This is a genomic window from Pseudomonas sp. UYEF17 (genome assembly GCF_040546125.1).
GTDB lineage: Bacteria > Pseudomonadota > Gammaproteobacteria > Pseudomonadales > Pseudomonadaceae > Aquipseudomonas > Aquipseudomonas putida_Z.
This window is the reverse complement of the sequence record NZ_JBEPNE010000001.1, coordinates 186,884-203,022: the sequence shown is the minus strand read 5'-3', so window position 1 is coordinate 203,022 and position 16,139 is coordinate 186,884. Positions and strand designations below refer to the sequence as shown.

Genomic DNA, 16,139 nt, shown 5'->3' with positions numbered 1-16,139 from the left:
TTCCTTACTCGGGTTGGATGCGTTTGGTATGACTTCGCCCAAACAATGGCGCCCCGGTAAGATAACCAGCCAGGCAGAGCCGTGACAGGCTGGCATCCGCAACACAGAGTCCCATTTCGGGAACAGCCACCTGGCACTGCGCGCCCCCCTGTAGGAGCAGCACAAGGCTGCTCTCATAGAACTGCACATGACTCATTGAATTAGCAGGGCCCTTGTGGGAGCGGCTTTAGCCGCGAACACCGGCGCAGCCGGTGCCATGCACCGCGTTGGATTCTTCGCGGCTAAAGCCGCTCCCACAGGGTTCGAGGATCGCTTGCGAATTCAGTTATCTGTCGCGCAAGGCCGTGAGTTGAGGCTTCAGCCCAGCAACTGGCTCAACACCGCACGCAACTTCCCCGGTTTGACGGGCTTGTTCAGCAACGGCGCACCGAGCTTGTTCAAGGAGCGTCGGCACTGATCACTGCGGTCGGCGGTGATGATCACCGCAGGAATGGCGACGCCGAAATGTTCACGCAAGTGCCTGACCACCTCGCAGCCGACAACACCGTGGTCCAGGTGAAAGTCCGCCAGGATCAATTCCGGTGCCCGCCCCTGCAAGGCCAGCAAGGCCCCGGCCTGGTCGGTCGCGGTAACCACTTCGCAGCCCCACTGCCCGAGCAGCGCGCCCATGCTCTCGAGGATGCTCACTTCGTTGTCCAGTACCAGCAGGCGGCGGCCCGGCAACGGGTTGCCGGCGCCCGGCTGCGGCGCGGCCTGGTGGATAGGCAGCGGCATGGCTTCGCCGATCGGCACGTCGATGCTGAACATCGAGCCACGCCCAGGCCACGAGCGCACCTCGATGCGGTAGCCGAGAATCTTGGCGATCCGCTCGACGATCGCGAGCCCCAGGCCCACGCCCTTGCGGTCAGCGGCGCGGCCAACGTCCAGTTGGTTGAACTCGAGGAAAATGGCCTGCAGCCGATCCGCCGCGATGCCCCGCCCGGTATCCCACACCTCCAGGCGCAGGTGATCGCCGCGGCGCCTGGCCCCCAGCAGGATCCTGCCCTCGTCGGTATAACGGCAAGCGTTGCTGAGAAAGTTGCGCAGGATACGCGTCATCAGCCGCAGGTCGGTACTGATGGCGTAGTCGCCAATGCGCGCGCGCAGCTTCAGGCCTGCCGCATCGGCCACCGTGCGAAACTCCGAGACCAGTGGCCCGAACAATTCGTCGAGGCGGTACAGCGCCACGTCCGGCTTGACCGCCGCCTGGTCGAGCCGGGAAATGTCCAGCAGGTCGGTCAGCAGGTCTTCGGCGCCCTCCAGGGCCTGGTGGGTACGCTCCACCAGCACCTTTTCCGCTTCTGGCAGTGGCCTTTCGCGCAAGGTCGAGATCAGCAGCCGCGCGGCATTCAGCGGTTGCAGCAGGTCATGGCTGGCGGCAGCGAGGTACTTGTCCTTGCTGCGGTTGGCGGTTTCCGCGGCGTCGCGGGCATCGCGCAGGGCGCGGGCGATCTGTTTGCGCTCGGCGATCTGCTGTTGCAGGTTGCGGTTGGCCTCAAGCAGTTCATCGGTGCGGGCGGCCACCCGTTGCTCGAGCTCGTCATTCAGTTGCTGCAGGCGCTGCTGGGCCAGCTTGCGTTCGGTGATGTCGGCGACAAACCCTTCCACCAGCCCTTCCTGGCCTGGCTTGAGCAACAGGTTCATCAGCACATCGAGGTGGCTGCCATCCTTGCGCCGCAAGCGGGTTTCATAGCCGTGCAGGCTGCGTTCACGGGCGAGGGTCGCGGTGATGGCGTGCAACTCTTCGGCCCCGCCGACAAACAGGTTGTCGGCAAGGTCCGTCAGCGGAAACAGCAACGCTTGCGGGTTGTCGTAACCCAGCATGCGTGCCAACGCCGGGTTGGCGGCACGCATGCCGTCTTGCAGGCTGGCCTGGAAAATCCCGTGCACGGCGTTTTCGAACAGCCACTTGTAGCGGTTGCGTTCGGCCTCCAGCTCGTCCAGGCGCACCGCCAGCTCCGGGTAATGGCTCTTGCGCGCCGAGTGGTCGCCCAGCCCCAGCAGCCCGGCCAGCGCCCGTTGCTGCTCGTCAGAGGGCCTCGCCATAGACCACCTCGACATCACGCTGGCTCGACGCACGCGGGTTGGTGAGGATGCACGGGTCATCCATCGCATGTTGCGACAGGAACGGGATATCGGCCGTGCGCACCCCATGCAGGCCCAGGGTTTCGTGGAAGCCGATAGCATGCTTCAGGGCGATCAGGTGCTCCACCAGGCGCGCGCAGATCTGCCGGTGGTTGAGGCCGCGGCAGTCGATACCCAGCACTTCGGCAATCACCTTGAAACGCTCCGGTGCCGAGCTGTAGTTGAACGCCACCACGTGCTCCACCAGCACCGCATTGCACAGGCCATGCGGCAGGTCGAGGAACCCGCCCAGGCTGTGCGACATGGCGTGGACCGCACCCAGGATCGCATTGGAAAACGCCAGCCCCGCCTGCATGCTGCCCAGCATGATCTTCTCGCGCAGGGCGATATCGGTGGGGTTGGCGATCATTTCCACCAGGTTGCCGTTGATCAGGCGCATGGCCTCCAGCGCATGGGGGTCGGTCAGCGGGCCGTGGCCGGTGGAAACGAAGGCTTCGATGGCATGCACCAGCGCATCGATACCGGTACAGGCCGACAGGAACGGGTCCATGCTCAGGGTGGTTTGCGGGTCGATCAGCGACACGTCCGGCACCACCGCCTTGCTGACGATGGAGAACTTCATGCGCTCCTGCTGGTTGGAAATGATCACGAACTGCGACACGTCCGCCGAAGTGCCGGCCGTGGTCGGGATCAGGATCAGCGGCGGGCTGGGCACGCGGATCATGTCCACGCCTTCGAATTCGAGGATGCTGCGCCCGTGGGCGACCACGATGCCGATGGCCTTGCCGCAATCCATCGGGCTGCCGCCGCCGACCGCGACAATCACATCACAGTGGTTTTGCCGGTAGATCTCGGCACCGAGCATCACCTCTTCGACCCGTGGGTTGGGTGATACGGCGCTGTACAGGCAGTAGTCGATGCCCTGGGCCTGCAGGCTGGCCTCCACGTCTGCCACCCAACCGGCGGCAATCACACCGGGGTCGCTGACCACCAGCACCTTGCGCGCACCGAAGGTCTTGGCGTAATTGGCGACATTGTGCCGGCAGCCGGCACCAAAGATGATCTCGGGCGAAACGAACTTGCGAAGCGGGCTGAAACTCTGGCTCATCGGGAAGCCTGTTCTTATTGTTCTGGAAGGTAACCGCCAGCGTAAAGCATCCCGTAGCGAAAGCAACCAGACCAAAGCGTGACCACGGCTCATTCGATCCAGTACTTGGCACGGGCCACCTCCAGGAACGCCAGGATGTCCTCGTCGAGCCCCGGCACACCGGGGAAGCGCTGTGCCAGGCGGTCGATGACAGCCGCCACGCTGCGCTGGCCGTCCAGCAACTCGAGCACCCAGCCGGCACTAGCATTGAGCTCGATGATGCCCTCGGGGTACAGCAGCACATGACACGCCTGGCGCGGCTCCCAGCGCAGGCGAAAGCCCTTGCGCAAGGCCAGGGCTTGTTCACGATCGATCAGGTTCACAACAGGCTTGCTCAATGAAGACCCGGCCATCGCGGTGATGGCCGGACAGGCATCAACGATTGGCGAAGTACATCGTCACTTCGAAGCCGATGCGCAGGTCGGTAAAGGCGGGTTTAGTCCACATGGGGCATTCCTCTTCTTGGTGCCGGGCGATTCCGGTAGAGGCATTAATGCACGAGGAGCGGCGGGGCCGAATGCTACTTTGGGACAGGTTTGCGGGGTGCGTTGGTAGGGGGAGCAAAAAAAACTCAAAAGCTTGCGCGATACCTGTAGGAGCGGCCTTGCGTCGCGAAAGGGCTGCAAGGCAGCCCCAGGTTTTCAGCCATGCGGCACAGATTGCTGGGGCCGCCATGCGGCCCTTTCGCGACGCAAGGCCGCTCCTACAGGTATCGCGTCAAGCTGATCCTTGGTTTAGAAGAAGCCCAGCGGGTTGATGTCGTAGCTCACCAGCAGGTTCTTGGTCTGCTGGTAGTGATCGAGCATCATCTTGTGCGTCTCGCGGCCCACCCCGGACTTCTTGTAGCCACCGAACGCGGCATGCGCCGGGTACAGGTGGTAGCAGTTGGTCCACACACGCCCGGCCTTGATCCCACGGCCCATGCGGTAGGCACGGTTGATGTCACGGGTCCACAGCCCTGCACCCAGGCCAAACTCGCTGTCGTTGGCGATCGCCAGGGCTTCGGCTTCGTCCTTGAAGGTGGTCACGCCCACCACCGGGCCGAAGATCTCCTCCTGGAACACGCGCATCTTGTTGTTGCCCTTGAGCAAGGTCGGCTGGATGTAGTAACCGCTGGCCAGGTCGCCGTCGAGCCGTTCGGCAGCGCCACCGGTGAGCAACTGCGCGCCCTCCTCCCGGGCAACCTGCAGGTAGGAAAGGATCTTGTCGTATTGCTGCTCCGAGGCCTGGGCACCGACCATGGTCGCGGTGTCCAGCGGGTTGCCACGGGTAATCCTGGCGATCTTCTTCATCACCTCGGCCATGAACGGCTCGTAGATCGACTCCTGGATCAGCGCCCGCGACGGGCAGGTACACACTTCGCCCTGGTTGAAGAACGCCAGCACCAGGCCTTCGGCTGCCTTTTCGATGAACGCGGGCTCGGCCTGCATGATGTCTTCGAAGAAGATGTTCGGCGACTTGCCGCCCAGTTCGACGGTGGACGGGATGATGTTCTCGGCCGCGCACTTCATGATGTGCGAGCCCACCGGGGTGGAACCGGTGAAGGCGATCTTGGCGATGCGCTTGCTGGTGGCCAGGGCTTCGCCGGCTTCACGGCCAAAGCCCTGGACGATGTTCAGCACGCCTGCCGGCAGCAGGTCGGCGATCAGCTCGGCGAAAATGGTGATCGACAGTGGCGTCTGCTCCGCCGGCTTGAGCACCACGCAGTTGCCGGCGGCCAGGGCCGGGGCGAGCTTCCAGGCGGCCATCAGCAGCGGGAAGTTCCACGGGATGATTTGCCCGACCACGCCCAGCGGCTCGTGGATATGGTAGGCCACGGTGCCTTCGTTGATCTCGGCGGCGCCGCCTTCCTGGGCACGGATGCAGCCGGCGAAATAGCGGAAGTGGTCCGCCGCCAGCGGCACGTCGGCGTTGAGGGTTTCGCGCACGGCCTTGCCGTTGTCCCAGCTTTCGGTAACGGCCAGTACTTCGAGGTTCTGTTCGATGCGGTCGGCAATCTTCAGCAGCACCAGGGCGCGGTCCTGCACCGAGGTCTTGCCCCAGGCCTCGGCAGCGGCATGCGCGGCGTCCAGGGCCTGCTCGATGTCCTGGGCGCCGGAGCGCGGGAACTCGGCAATCGGCTGGCCGTTGACCGGCGAGCTGTTGGTGAAGTACTGGCCGCCCAGCGGCGGCACGAATTCACCGTTGATGAAGTTGCCGTAGCGTGGCTTGAAGGACACGATGGCGCCTGGGGTTCCGGGTTGTGCGTAGATCATGCTGAGCCTCTGCGGGGGTCGATGCCTGTCCGGCGACAGGCGATGGACCGATGGTAAAAAGCCCCGCCTGCCGGGCGAATGCATCGTTGGCAGCGGGGCTCTCGTCATTTGGTAGTAGGGCCGCTTGCCGCAGGGTCGGCTGCAGCAAGCGGCGGGTTATCGGCTTAGCGACTGGCGCTTGCCGTTTGCAGTTGCTTGGGCAGCTTGAAGGTCCAGAGCATGCCGCCCTGGTTGAAGTCCTTGACCCGCTTGGCCACTTCGCCGCCCCACAGCGGCACCGCGCCGCCCCAGCCGGAAACCACCGAAACGTACTGTTCGCCGTCCATTTCCCAGGTCACTGGCGAGCCGAGCACGCCGGAGCCGGTCTGGAACTCCCAGACCTTGTCGCCGGTCTTGGCGTTGAACGCCTGCAGGAAGCCTTCCGGCGTGCCGGTGAACACCAGGTTGCCCTTGGTGGTCAGCACCCCGCCCCACAGCGGCGCGAAGTTCTTGTGGCGCCATACTTCCTTGCCGCTGACCGGGTCGATGGCGCGCAGCACGCCGATGTAGTCTTCGTTGAGCGGCTTGATGGTGAAGCCGGCGCCAAGGAACGCCGCGCCCTTCTTGTAGGCGATGCCTTCGTTCCAGATGTCCATGCCCCACTCGTTGGACGGCACGTAGAACAGCCCGGTGTCCTTGTTGTAGGCCATCGGCATCCAGTTCTTGGCACCGAGGAACGCCGGCGCCACGAACACCGAGCTGCCCTTGGCCTCGCTACCCGGCGCCCCCGGCCGGCTGGCCTCGTTGTAGATCGGCCGGCCGTCCTTGTCCAGGCCGGTGGCCCAGGTGATCTTGTCGACGAAGGGGAAGCCGCGGATGAACTTGCCGTTGGTGCGGTCCAGCACGTAGAAGAAGCCGTTGCGGTCAGCGGTGGCGGCGGCCTTGACCTCCTTGCCGCCGTCCTTGTAGTTGAACGAGATCAGCTCGTTGACGCCGTCGAAGTCCCAGCCGTCGTGCGGCGTGCTCTGGAAGTGCCACTTGATGGTGCCATCGTCGGGGTTCAGGGCCAGGCGCGACGAGGAATACAGGTTGTCGCCCGGGCGCAGGTGCGAGTTCCACGGTGCCGGGTTGCCGGTGCCGAACAGGATCAGGTTGGTTTCCGGGTCGTAGTAGCCGCCCAGCCAAGGCGCCGCACCACCGGTCTTCCACAGGTCGCCGGGCCAGGTCTTGCCCGCCTCGCCGCCGGAAATGCCATTCTCGATCGCCTTGCCGTCCTTGTACACGTAGCCCATGTGCCCCTCCACGGTCGGGCGCATCCACAGCAGCTCGCCGTTTTCCGGGTTGTAGGCCTGGATCTTGCCCACCACGCCAAACTCGCCGCCGGCAACGCCGGTGATCAGCTTGCCGTTGACGATCATTGGCGCGGCGCTGATGGAGTAGCCTTCCTTGTGGTCGGCCACCTTCTTGCTCCATACCACCTTGCCAGTGTCCTTGTTCAGCGCCACCAGCTTGGCATCGAGGGTGCCGAAGAACACCAGGTTGCCGTACAGCGCCACGCCGCGGTTGATCACGTCGCAGCACGGGCGGATGTCATCGGGCAGGCGCGCATCGTATTGCCACAGCTTCTTGCCGGTACGGGCGTCCACGGCGAACACCCGCGAGTAGGAGCCGGTCAGGTACATCACCCCGTCCTTGACCAGCGGCTGGGCCTGCTGGCCGCGCTGCTTCTCACCACCGAAAGAAAACGCCCAGACCGGCCGCAGGTCCTTGACGTTGTCGGTATTGAGCAGGTTCAGCGGGCTGTAGCGCTGGCCCTGCACGCCCAGGCCATTGGTCACGATCTGCTGCGGGTTCTTCGGGTCCTGGAGAATTTCTTCATTGCTGACAGCGGCGTGGGCTGCACCGGCAAGCAGCATGGCGCTGAGCACCAGGCTCAAGGCGAACACGGGACGACGTGTGGATCGGGTCATGACGGCTACCTTTGGTTTTTTTGTTGTATCCGGGAAAACTTCCCGGTGTGTCGGGAATTCTTGGTCCCGACCTGCTTGCCAACAATTGCCCGCAGTGCGGAGTTTTCTAGTTCCTTGGTATCAGTGAACCTGCGCGGTCCCCTGTAGGAGCGGCCTTGTGTCGCGAAAGGGGCGCGAAGCGGCCCCAGGATTTGTGCCCATGGCTGAAATTGCCGGGGGCTGCCTTGCAGCCCTTTCGCGACACAAGGCCGCTCCTACAGGGACCGTGTCAGCCCTTGCTGTCGACGCGCCGCAGCTGTTGGCGTTCGTAGCGGGGGTACAGGTGGCTGACACTGCGAATCAGCTCGTATCGGGTCAGGCTGATACCGGCAAACCGCTCGGGTATCGGGCTGCGGATCATCTCGGCCATGTCATCGCCATGCGCTGCGCCATCACGCATCAGCCCATCCAGCCAGCTCAGGTAATCACGCATCTGCGCAAACGGCCGGGCATCGCTGGCCAGCGGGCCGTGACCGGGTACCAGCTGCTTCCAGGGCAGCGCTTGCAAGGTGTCCAGGTCCTTCAGCCACACCTCCAGCCCCGGGCTGTTGGGCGTGGTCAATGCGCGCTCGTAGAACACCAGGTCGCCGGCGAACAGCACACCGGTGCTTTCATCCAGAATCGCCAGGTCGGCACCGGTATGCCCGCCCAGCGCCAGCAGCCGCAGGCGGTGGCCACCCACCTCGTGAATACCCGGCTCCAGCACCCGGGTCGGCAGCACCACCTCGGTACCGCGCATCCAGTCGCCGACCAGGCGGTACATGTTTTCGGCCATGGCCTCGCCCTGCTGGCGCAACAGCTCGCCGGTACCGGCCAGGGCGCCGATGGGCACATCGGCAAAGGCCTGGTTGCCCAGCACATGGTCGGGGTGATGATGGGTCAGCAGCACTTCGACCACCGGCTTGTCGGTGGTGGCGGCAATGGCCTGGCGCAAGGCTTCGCCGTAGCGTTTCGACGGCCCGCTGTCGATTACCACCACCCCGCTGTCGGTAACGATGAACGCGGTGTTGACGATATTGCCGCCGTTGTCCTTGGCGAAATTGTCGGTGCTGCCCTCCAACAGCCAGGTGCCCTCGGCGATCTGCCGGGGCTTGAGCCGATAGTCCAGGTCTGCCCAGGCCGGCAGGCCCAGGCACAGCAGCAACAGCAGAATGCAACGCATGACAGGCGCCTCTGGTCAGGGATGGAGTCGGGCAAGGCGTTCAGGGCACTGCCGCCTCGAACTGGTTGCCGCTGTTGTCCTGCAACACCAACCGGGTCGGCCCAGGGCCCTGGATGTCGAAGCCCAGGTTGGGGTTTTCGCTGACCGCCGGGTACAGTTCCAGGCTGGCCAGGCGCTGGCCGTCCGCGCCTTGCAGCTCGGCATGGTTGAGGAAGAATTCGGGAATGCCGCTGACCAGGCCGTTGTCCATCGGGTGGGCCACCTGCAGGCGCAAGCGGCTGCTGTCGCCGCGCGGGTAGCGCCCGCCCAGGACTTCACCGAGGTGCTCCTCCCAGCCGGGCTGGGTACGTACCACGCTGGGCGCGGTACAACCGCCGCCGGCAGCATCGATCAGGGTCGAGCCGACATGCCACAGGCCGTCGCGGGTCAGCACCGCGGCACGCAGCGGTGTGGCCTGTTCGACGCGGATGCGGATCGACAACCAGGGCAGCACGCGCTCGCCAGGCTGGAAGTCGACAATGCGCGGCAGCGGGTTGAGTTCGGCCCAGGCGAGAATCCGCACCACCTCGCCGCTGAACGCCCGGGCGTCGATCTCCAGCGGCACCTGGCGGGCGTCCTCGGCAAACGGCGGCGCCAGCAGCTTGACCCGGTCATCGAACACGAACGCGGCCTGGCCCAGCAGCTGCTTGTGGTAGAAGTCCCACATCACCGACGGCACCGGGTCCTTGTGGTTACTCGGCTCGCTGGCCTGGGCCTGTGCGGCCCAGGGCATCCAGCAGGCCAGCAGCAAAGTTGCTCGCCAGTTCATCGCCCACTCCTTTTGATCAACGCAAACCTGGCTGACAGTGCACGGTCCTTGTGGGAGCGGGTTCACCCGCGAACACCGGCGAAGCCGGTGCCATATACCGCGTCGCATTCTTCGCGGGTGAACCCGCTCCCACAGGGGGATGTGTTGCTTTTACAAACTCACAAGCCTGCGAAGCTTGTTACTGATACATTTCCGGCACCTGGTAACGCAGGCCGTAACTGGCATAAATCGCCTTCATCCGCCCATCACGAATCAACGCCTCAAGTGCCTCCTCCACCGCATAGGCCAGCTGCCGGTTGCTTTCATGCACCGCCATGCCGATCTCCCAGGCCTGCTTGCCAAGGTTCGGGTAGGCGTTTTCCGCCAGGGCCAGTTGCGGGTCGGCGGCCTGGTGCAGTTGCCAGTCAACCTCGCCGCGCATCGCCATCACCGCGTCTACCTGGCCGGCCTGCATGGCGCCGAAAGCTTGCTGCACATTGGGGTAATGATGGGTCTTGGCACTGAGCATGCCGTTGAACACAGAAGTCAGGTAGAACGACGGCACGCTGTCCACCTCGACCCCGATCGGGTGTTGCTGGAACACCGCGACACTGGCCACCGAGGGCAGGCGGCGGTGATCGTAGGCGACCTGCCAGCGCTCCTCCTGATAGGGGCCGAACATCACCACCTGGGCGTTTTCCAGCTCGCCCACCTCGTTGCGCCGCTGCGCGTAGGCATGGTCGTACGGCACCCGCATCATCAGGTCGGCCAGCTGCTGGTGGCGCAGCGGGCTGCCACGCCAGATGTAGTCGCGCAGATCGTCGTCGAGCTTCTCCCCAGGTGGCGCCCAGATCAGCTGCAAGCGCACCCCCAACGCCGTGGCCAGGGCCTGCGCCAGTTCCACGTCGACACCGCGCGGCTGCCCGTGGTCCTCGAAGCTGTAGGGCGCAAAGTCCTTGTACACCGCCACCTTCAGTTCGCCAGCGGCGATGATCGCGTCGTAGCTGCGCACCTGCGCGTGCGCCGCCGCGCAACACAGCAGCAGGCCGCTCAACAGCACCGCCAACAGACGCATGGCCGTCACTCCTCGACGTGCACGCTGTCCAGGTAGGTGCGCACCGCCCACAGGGCCTCCTGGCTCAGGTAGTCGGCCATTTTCGGCATGTACACCCGGCCGTCGCGGACCGCACCGTGGCGTACCCGCTCGACGAACCATTCATCCCCCGCCTCGCCGGCATCGAGCATGCGCAAATCCGGGGCGATGCCCCCGGACTTGGCCTCCAGGCCATGGCAGGCGGCGCAGTTCTGGTTGTAGGCCGAGGCACCGATTTCCACGGCCTTGTCATGCTCGGGAGAGCTGCGGTACGGGTTGACCGCCGCCCAGCCATCGCCGTCCAGGGTTACGCCAGCGTCCTTGATCGGGGTCAGGCCCTTGGTTTCCACGGCCTGGGGCACCACATTGCCATGTGCCCAGGCAGTGCCGGTCAGCACTGCACTGGCAAGCAGCCCGGCAGCCAGCAAGACGTTGCGTTTTGTTGTCATTTTTATGCCCTCACGATTGCACGCAAGGCCTCAACCACAGAGGCCGTGTCGCCATCTTAGAAACAGCCCGCAGGCGGCCGAATGCTGCTTTGGTGGCCGCGCCTTACTCCCTTGGTAGTAGGGCTTGTGGCGAAGGGCCAAATGAGGTGCCCTGCGGGAACTATTCCCGGCAAGGGCGGGACATTTTCCGTATCCGGCGATGCCCGCCCCGTCCCACCCTGTGCAGGCCAAAACCTCCACTGGGAACTGCAACCATGACAACAAGAACGCTACCCGCCCTTTCCCCTCTGGCCCTGAGCGTGCGGGCCTTGCTGCTGGCCGGTAGCCTGGCCCTGGGCAGCGTGGCCACGGCAGCCACCACCCCTGCGGCACCTGCCAGCAAGAACGTGACGTGGGAAGACATCGCCAACGACCACCTGACCACCCAGGATGTGCTGCAGTACGGCATGGGTACCAACGCCCAGCGCTGGAGCCCATTGGCCCAGGTCAATGACAAGAACGTGTTCAAGTTGACCCCGGCCTGGTCCTATTCCTTCGGCGACGAGAAACAACGCGGCCAGGAATCCCAGGCCATCGTCAGTGACGGTGTGGTCTACGTCACCGGCTCCTATTCGCGGGTGTTCGCCCTCGATGCGAAAACCGGCAAGCGCCTGTGGACCTACAACCACCGCCTGCCGGACAACATTCGCCCCTGCTGCGATGTGGTCAACCGCGGCGCGGCGATCTACGGCGACAAGATCTACTTCGGCACCCTCGACGCGCGGGTCATCGCCCTCGACAAGCGCACCGGCAAAGTGGTGTGGAACAAGAAGTTCGGCGACCATGCCGCCGGCTACACCATGACCGGCGCCCCGGTGCTGATCAAGGACAAGACCAGCGGCAAGGTACTGCTGATCCACGGCAGCTCCGGCGATGAATTCGGCGTGGTCGGCCAACTGTTCGCCCGCGACCCGGACACCGGCGAAGAGGTGTGGATGCGGCCCTTCGTCGAGGGCCACATGGGCCGCCTGAACGGCAAGGACAGCACGCCGACCGGTGACGTCAAGGCACCGTCCTGGCCGGACGACCCCACCACCGAAACCGGCAAGGTCGAAGCCTGGAGCCACGGCGGCGGCGCGCCTTGGCAAAGCGCCAGCTTCGACCCCGAGACCAACACCATCATTGTCGGCGCTGGCAACCCCGGCCCCTGGAACACCTGGGCGCGCACCTCGAAAGGCGGCAACCCGCATGACTACGACAGCCTGTATACCTCAGGGCAGGTCGGCGTCGACCCGAGCACCGGTGAGGTGAAGTGGTTCTACCAGCACACGCCCAACGATGCCTGGGATTTCTCCGGCAACAACGAGCTGGTGCTGTTCGACTACAAGGGCAAGGACGGCAAGCTGGTCAAGGCCACCGGCCACGCCGACCGCAACGGTTTCTTCTACGTGGTGGACCGCAGCAACGGCAAACTGCAGAACGCCTTCCCCTTCGTCGACAACATCACCTGGGCCAGCCACATCGACCTCAAGACCGGGCGCCCGGTGGAAAACCCCGGGCAGCGCCCGGCCAAACCGCTGCCGGGAGAAACCAAGGGCAAGCCGGTGGAGGTTTCGCCACCCTTCCTTGGCGGCAAGAACTGGAACCCCATGGCCTACAGCCAGGACACCGGCCTGTTCTACATCCCCGGCAACCAGTGGAAGGAGGAGTACTGGACCGAGGAAGTGAACTACAAGAAGGGCTCGGCCTACCTGGGCATGGGCTTTCGCATCAAGCGCATGTATGACGACCACGTCGGCACCCTGCGCGCCATGGACCCGAGCACCGGCAAGCTGGTGTGGGAGCACAAGGAGCAGTTGCCGCTGTGGGCCGGCGTGCTGGCGACCAAGGGCAACCTGGTGTTCACCGGCACCGGCGACGGCTTCTTCAAGGCCTTCGACGCCAAGACGGGCAAGGAGCTGTGGAAGTTCCAGACCGGCAGCGGCATCGTCTCGCCGCCAATCACCTGGGAACAGGACGGCGAGCAGTACATCGGCGTGACCGTGGGCTACGGCGGCGCGGTGCCGCTATGGGGCGGCGACATGGCCGAACTGACCAAGCCGGTGGCCCAGGGCGGTTCGTTCTGGGTGTTCAAGATCCCCAGCTGGGACAACAAGACTGCACAGCGTTGACTGCATGAGTTGACCTGCAGTGCAGCCTATTGCTTGTAGGAGCAGCCTTGTGCTGCGAAGAGGCCATTACAGCCGAAGCAGATCTGTTGCCTTGCTGGCCTCTTCGCAGCACAAGGCTGCTCCTACAGGCGATGGGCCGCAAAGCGGCCCCAGGGTGCATACCCGACTTCACATTGAGAGCCTTTCGCCATGAACTACCTGCCACTTGCCTTGCTGATCGTGCTGGCCCCTGCCATGGCCGAGAATGCCGACGACGCTGGCAACGATACCCCCCTGACCATCAACGGCTGCGTGATTGCCGAAGCCAGCCAGTGCCCGGGGGCCGACCTGCGGGGCGCCAACCTGGCCAACCAGAACCTGCGCAAGATGAACCTGGCCGGCGCCGACCTGCGCAATGCCGACCTGCGCCATGCCCGGCTGGACCTGGCCAACCTGGAAAAGGCCAGACTGCAAGGCGCCAACCTGACCCGCGCCAGCCTGCAGCAGAGCAACCTGCGCCTGGCCGACCTGAGCCATGGCCGGCTCGTGGCCATTCAGGGCTGGGGCCTGTTTGCCCAGGGTGCGCAATTTGCCAAGGCCGACCTCAGCGCGGCCTACCTGCAGTTCGCCAGGTTGTCAGGGGCAAAGATGCAGCAGGCCAACCTGCGCGCGGCGGACCTGGAAATGGCCTGGCTGAGCAAGGCTGACCTGCAAGAGGCCGACCTCGGCGATGCCAACCTGCAGGAGGCCAAGTTTGGCCAGAGCAACCTGGCCCGCGCCGACTTGCGCGGGGCGCGGCAGCACTACGGGAATTTTCAAGAGGCCAACATGGAGGGGTGCAAGGGGTGCCCCGAGACCTGGGACAATTGAGCCCGATATTCCCGCCTTGCGCAGCCCCCCTGTAGGAGCGGCCTTGTGTCGCGATGGGCTGCAAAGCAGCCCCGACGATTGCTGCGTTGACGCTGAAGCCCCTGGGGGCCGCTTTGCGGCCCATCGCGACACAAGGCCGCTCCTACAAGGCTCTGCGCAGAGTCCAGATAGCAGAACACCTCACCCCGCCACCCGCACCACCCCCAGATCAATCCCCAGATGCACCAGCTCGGCATGGGAACTGACCTGCAACTTGCTCTTGAGCAAGGTCAGGTGGTTGGACACGGTCTTGGCGCTGATGCACAGCTGCTCGGCAATCCCTCGCACCGGTGTGCCCTTGGCCAGCATCACGAAAATCTCCAGCTCACGCTGGGTCATGCGCTGCAAGCGCGGGTCGCTGGCATTCTGCTGTGAGGTGCAGGCCAGCTGGGTGGCCAGGGGCTGTTCGATATAGGCATGCCCGGCCAACACCCGCTGCACCGCCTCGATCAGCACTTCGGGCGCCGAGTTCTTGGTCAGGTAGCCCGAGGCACCGGCATCCAGCGCCTGGCGCACCAACGGCAGTTCGTCATGCATGCTGAAGAACAGCACCCGCAATTGCGGCAGGCGCTGGCGCAGACGCCGGGTGGTTTCCAGGCCGCTGATGCCTGGCAGGCCGAAGTCCATGATCACCAAGTTGGGCACCTGCTCCTGAACCCGGGCCAGCGCCTCTTCGCCACTGGCAGCCTCACGCACCTGTATTGTCGGCAGCACTGCCCGCAACAGGCTGGCATAGCCCTGGCGGACCACGGCGTGGTCATCGACCAACACGATATTCATCACACCTCCATGGGAATATTCAGGTCCAGCGCCCAGCCGGCCCCAGGGCGGCTGAGGATGCGCAGTTCACCGCCCAGGCTGCGGGCGCGCTCGGCCATCGAGTGCAGGCCTACCCCGGGGCGCTGGGGCTGGCTGGCACCGCAACCGTTGTCGCGAACCAGCAGGCGCAAGCCCTTGGCGCTGCGTTGCAGGCGTACCCGCACCTGGCTGGCGCCGGCGTGCCGGGCGACGTTGGTCAATGCCTCCTGCAGCAAGCGATACAGATGCGTCCTGCTCGGCCCGGGCAGCGCCGGCAGCTGCTCGCCGACCCGCAGGCGGCAATCGATACCCTGGCTGGCCTGCCATTGGCTCACCAGCAGGCCAAAGGCTTCGGCCAGCGGCATGTGCTGCAGCGCCAGCGGGTACAGGTCGTGTACCAGGGCGCGGAAACCTTGCTGCAGGCGCTCGCAATCGAGCTCCAGGGTGCGTGTTGTCCGCGCCACCACGGCGGGCTGGTCGGCGACCATGCGCAGCAGGCAGAGCTGGGCCCGAATACCCGCCAGGTATTGCCCGAGGTCGTCGTGCAGCGTCTGCGCCAGCTGGGTGCGCTCCTGCTCCTGCACCGCCAGCAGGGCCTGGGTGAGTTGGGTATTGTCGGCCCGGGCCTGCTGCAGAGATGCGGTCATGCGGTTGAAATGCTCGGCCAGCTGGCGCGCCTCCGGCAGGCCGGCCTCGCGCAGGCGTGTGGTCAATTGCCCACCCGAGACCTGGCGCAAGGCCTGCAGCAGCTCGTCCAGCAGGCCCATGCCCCGCCGCACCGCCCAGCGAATGGTCAACAAGCTCAGCAACAACGCCAGGCCGCACAGGACCAACAGCTGCTGCAGGGAGTCACGGACTTCGTCGATTTCATCCCGCGCATCCACGGCAATCATTACCCGGCGGCCGTCACCCAGCTCCAGCAGCCGACTGCTGTCATGGCGCTGGCCAAGCAGTTGGCGGCCCAGCCAGGCATCCAGGCCGGTTTCTTGCGGCAGCCGCGCAGGTTCATCCGCCGCCAGCCAGTGCACCCGCACATGGCGCAGGCTTTGCGTCAGCCGTGGTTGCAGGCTCTGCGGGGCGCGCTCGGCGGTGTCGCCGAGGTATGCCACCACGGCTTGCGCCGACTGCAACTCCCGCTCCACATCAGCCACCGCCTGGCGCAACAGCACCCCGGCACAGGCCAGCGTCACCAACGCGAAGCAACAGGTGACCCAGAGGTTGATTCGCCACAGGGCCGACAGGTTGACAAGGCGCATGGGCAATTCTCCTCCAGTGGCTGCGGCTCATCGTAAAACCCG

The 16,139-nt window shown here is 64.9% G+C and carries 14 protein-coding genes; 2 read left to right on the top strand and 12 right to left on the bottom strand.

Annotated elements, in window-relative coordinates:
• Positions 1-357 precede the first annotated feature (357 nt).
• The 10 genes from ABIB24_RS00950 to pedF all read right to left on the bottom strand — a co-directional run bounded on the left by ABIB24_RS00950 (position 358) and on the right by pedF (position 11,005).
• Positions 358-2,085 (bottom strand): PAS domain-containing hybrid sensor histidine kinase/response regulator, encoded by a 1,728-nt coding sequence (locus ABIB24_RS00950; protein WP_354315981.1) that lies wholly within the window; start codon positions 2,083-2,085, stop codon positions 358-360.
• On the bottom strand, positions 2,069-3,232 hold the full coding sequence (ercA, locus tag ABIB24_RS00945; RefSeq protein ID WP_025339550.1) for an alcohol dehydrogenase-like regulatory protein ErcA: 1,164 nt from the start codon (positions 3,230-3,232) through the stop codon (positions 2,069-2,071). The genes ABIB24_RS00950 and ercA overlap by 17 nt, the downstream gene beginning before the upstream one ends.
• A gap of 89 nt (positions 3,233-3,321) precedes the next feature.
• Positions 3,322-3,594, bottom strand: a complete 273-nt coding sequence (gene pqqD, locus ABIB24_RS00940) for a pyrroloquinoline quinone biosynthesis peptide chaperone PqqD (RefSeq protein ID WP_025339551.1) — start codon at positions 3,592-3,594, stop codon at positions 3,322-3,324.
• A gap of 52 nt (positions 3,595-3,646) precedes the next feature.
• Positions 3,647-3,718 (bottom strand): pyrroloquinoline quinone precursor peptide PqqA, encoded by a 72-nt coding sequence (pqqA, locus tag ABIB24_RS00935; RefSeq protein WP_003253598.1) that lies wholly within the window; start codon positions 3,716-3,718, stop codon positions 3,647-3,649.
• A gap of 287 nt (positions 3,719-4,005) precedes the next feature.
• Positions 4,006-5,526 carry an acetaldehyde dehydrogenase ExaC gene (exaC, locus tag ABIB24_RS00930; RefSeq protein WP_025339552.1) on the bottom strand — a complete coding sequence of 507 codons (1,521 nt, stop codon included), beginning with the start codon at positions 5,524-5,526 and terminating at the stop codon, positions 4,006-4,008.
• A 164-nt stretch (positions 5,527-5,690) separates the two neighbouring features.
• Positions 5,691-7,475: a PQQ-dependent alcohol dehydrogenase PedH gene (gene pedH, locus ABIB24_RS00925; protein WP_025339553.1), complete on the bottom strand. Its 1,785-nt coding sequence runs from the start codon at positions 7,473-7,475 to the stop codon at positions 5,691-5,693.
• Between the two features lie 268 nt (positions 7,476-7,743).
• Positions 7,744-8,676: a quinoprotein relay system zinc metallohydrolase 1 gene (locus ABIB24_RS00920; protein WP_137164252.1), complete on the bottom strand. Its 933-nt coding sequence runs from the start codon at positions 8,674-8,676 to the stop codon at positions 7,744-7,746.
• Positions 8,677-8,716: 40 nt separating this feature from the next.
• A complete protein-coding gene (locus tag ABIB24_RS00915; RefSeq protein WP_137164253.1) occupies positions 8,717-9,484 on the bottom strand; it encodes a quinoprotein dehydrogenase-associated SoxYZ-like carrier in 768 nt (255 codons plus the stop codon).
• Between the two features lie 178 nt (positions 9,485-9,662).
• Positions 9,663-10,538, bottom strand: coding sequence for a substrate-binding periplasmic protein (locus tag ABIB24_RS00910; RefSeq protein ID WP_137164254.1), 876 nt, complete (start codon positions 10,536-10,538; stop codon positions 9,663-9,665).
• Between the two features lie 5 nt (positions 10,539-10,543).
• Complete coding sequence (gene pedF, locus ABIB24_RS00905; protein ID WP_013972175.1) at positions 10,544-11,005, bottom strand: cytochrome c-550 PedF; 462 nt, start codon at positions 11,003-11,005, stop codon at positions 10,544-10,546.
• 254 nt (positions 11,006-11,259) lie between these two features.
• Here pedF and exaA point away from each other — a divergent pair, with 254 nt between their 5' ends.
• Together exaA and ABIB24_RS00895 are read left to right on the top strand one after the other, a co-directional pair.
• Positions 11,260-13,155: a quinoprotein ethanol dehydrogenase gene (gene exaA, locus ABIB24_RS00900; RefSeq protein WP_274078469.1), complete on the top strand. Its 1,896-nt coding sequence runs from the start codon at positions 11,260-11,262 to the stop codon at positions 13,153-13,155.
• A 189-nt stretch (positions 13,156-13,344) separates the two neighbouring features.
• A complete protein-coding gene (locus tag ABIB24_RS00895; RefSeq protein ID WP_274078470.1) occupies positions 13,345-14,004 on the top strand; it encodes a pentapeptide repeat-containing protein in 660 nt (219 codons plus the stop codon).
• Positions 14,005-14,184: 180 nt separating this feature from the next.
• Here the strand turns inward: ABIB24_RS00895 and ABIB24_RS00890 are convergent, their stop codons facing one another.
• The gene (locus ABIB24_RS00890; RefSeq protein ID WP_063913558.1) at positions 14,185-14,823 is read right to left on the bottom strand and encodes a response regulator; all 639 of its coding nucleotides are present in this window, start codon (positions 14,821-14,823) and stop codon (positions 14,185-14,187) included.
• Entirely contained in the window at positions 14,823-16,097 is a 1,275-nt protein-coding gene (locus ABIB24_RS00885; protein WP_274078471.1) for a HAMP domain-containing sensor histidine kinase, read from the bottom strand. The genes ABIB24_RS00890 and ABIB24_RS00885 overlap by 1 nt, the downstream gene beginning before the upstream one ends.
• Positions 16,098-16,139: the final 42 nt, after the last annotated feature.

Bases quoted from the DNA above. Each gene is read 5' to 3' on its own strand.
- pedF (WP_013972175.1), bottom strand. From the start codon at position 11,005: ATGACAACAAAACGCAACGTCTTGCTGGCTGCCGGGCTGCTTGCCAGT.
- ABIB24_RS00950 (WP_354315981.1), bottom strand. From the start codon at position 2,085: ATGGCGAGGCCCTCTGACGAGCAGCAACGGGCGCTGGCCGGGCTGCTG.
- pedH (WP_025339553.1), bottom strand. From the start codon at position 7,475: ATGACCCGATCCACACGTCGTCCCGTGTTCGCCTTGAGCCTGGTGCTC.
- ABIB24_RS00890 (WP_063913558.1), bottom strand. From the start codon at position 14,823: ATGAATATCGTGTTGGTCGATGACCACGCCGTGGTCCGCCAGGGCTAT.
- exaA (WP_274078469.1), top strand. From the start codon at position 11,260: ATGACAACAAGAACGCTACCCGCCCTTTCCCCTCTGGCCCTGAGCGTG.
- ABIB24_RS00915 (WP_137164253.1), bottom strand. From the start codon at position 9,484: ATGAACTGGCGAGCAACTTTGCTGCTGGCCTGCTGGATGCCCTGGGCC.
- ABIB24_RS00895 (WP_274078470.1), top strand. From the start codon at position 13,345: ATGAACTACCTGCCACTTGCCTTGCTGATCGTGCTGGCCCCTGCCATG.
- ABIB24_RS00910 (WP_137164254.1), bottom strand. From the start codon at position 10,538: ATGCGTCTGTTGGCGGTGCTGTTGAGCGGCCTGCTGCTGTGTTGCGCG.
- ABIB24_RS00885 (WP_274078471.1), bottom strand. From the start codon at position 16,097: ATGCGCCTTGTCAACCTGTCGGCCCTGTGGCGAATCAACCTCTGGGTC.
- exaC (WP_025339552.1), bottom strand. From the start codon at position 5,526: ATGATCTACGCACAACCCGGAACCCCAGGCGCCATCGTGTCCTTCAAG.
- ercA (WP_025339550.1), bottom strand. From the start codon at position 3,232: ATGAGCCAGAGTTTCAGCCCGCTTCGCAAGTTCGTTTCGCCCGAGATC.
- ABIB24_RS00920 (WP_137164252.1), bottom strand. From the start codon at position 8,676: ATGCGTTGCATTCTGCTGTTGCTGCTGTGCCTGGGCCTGCCGGCCTGG.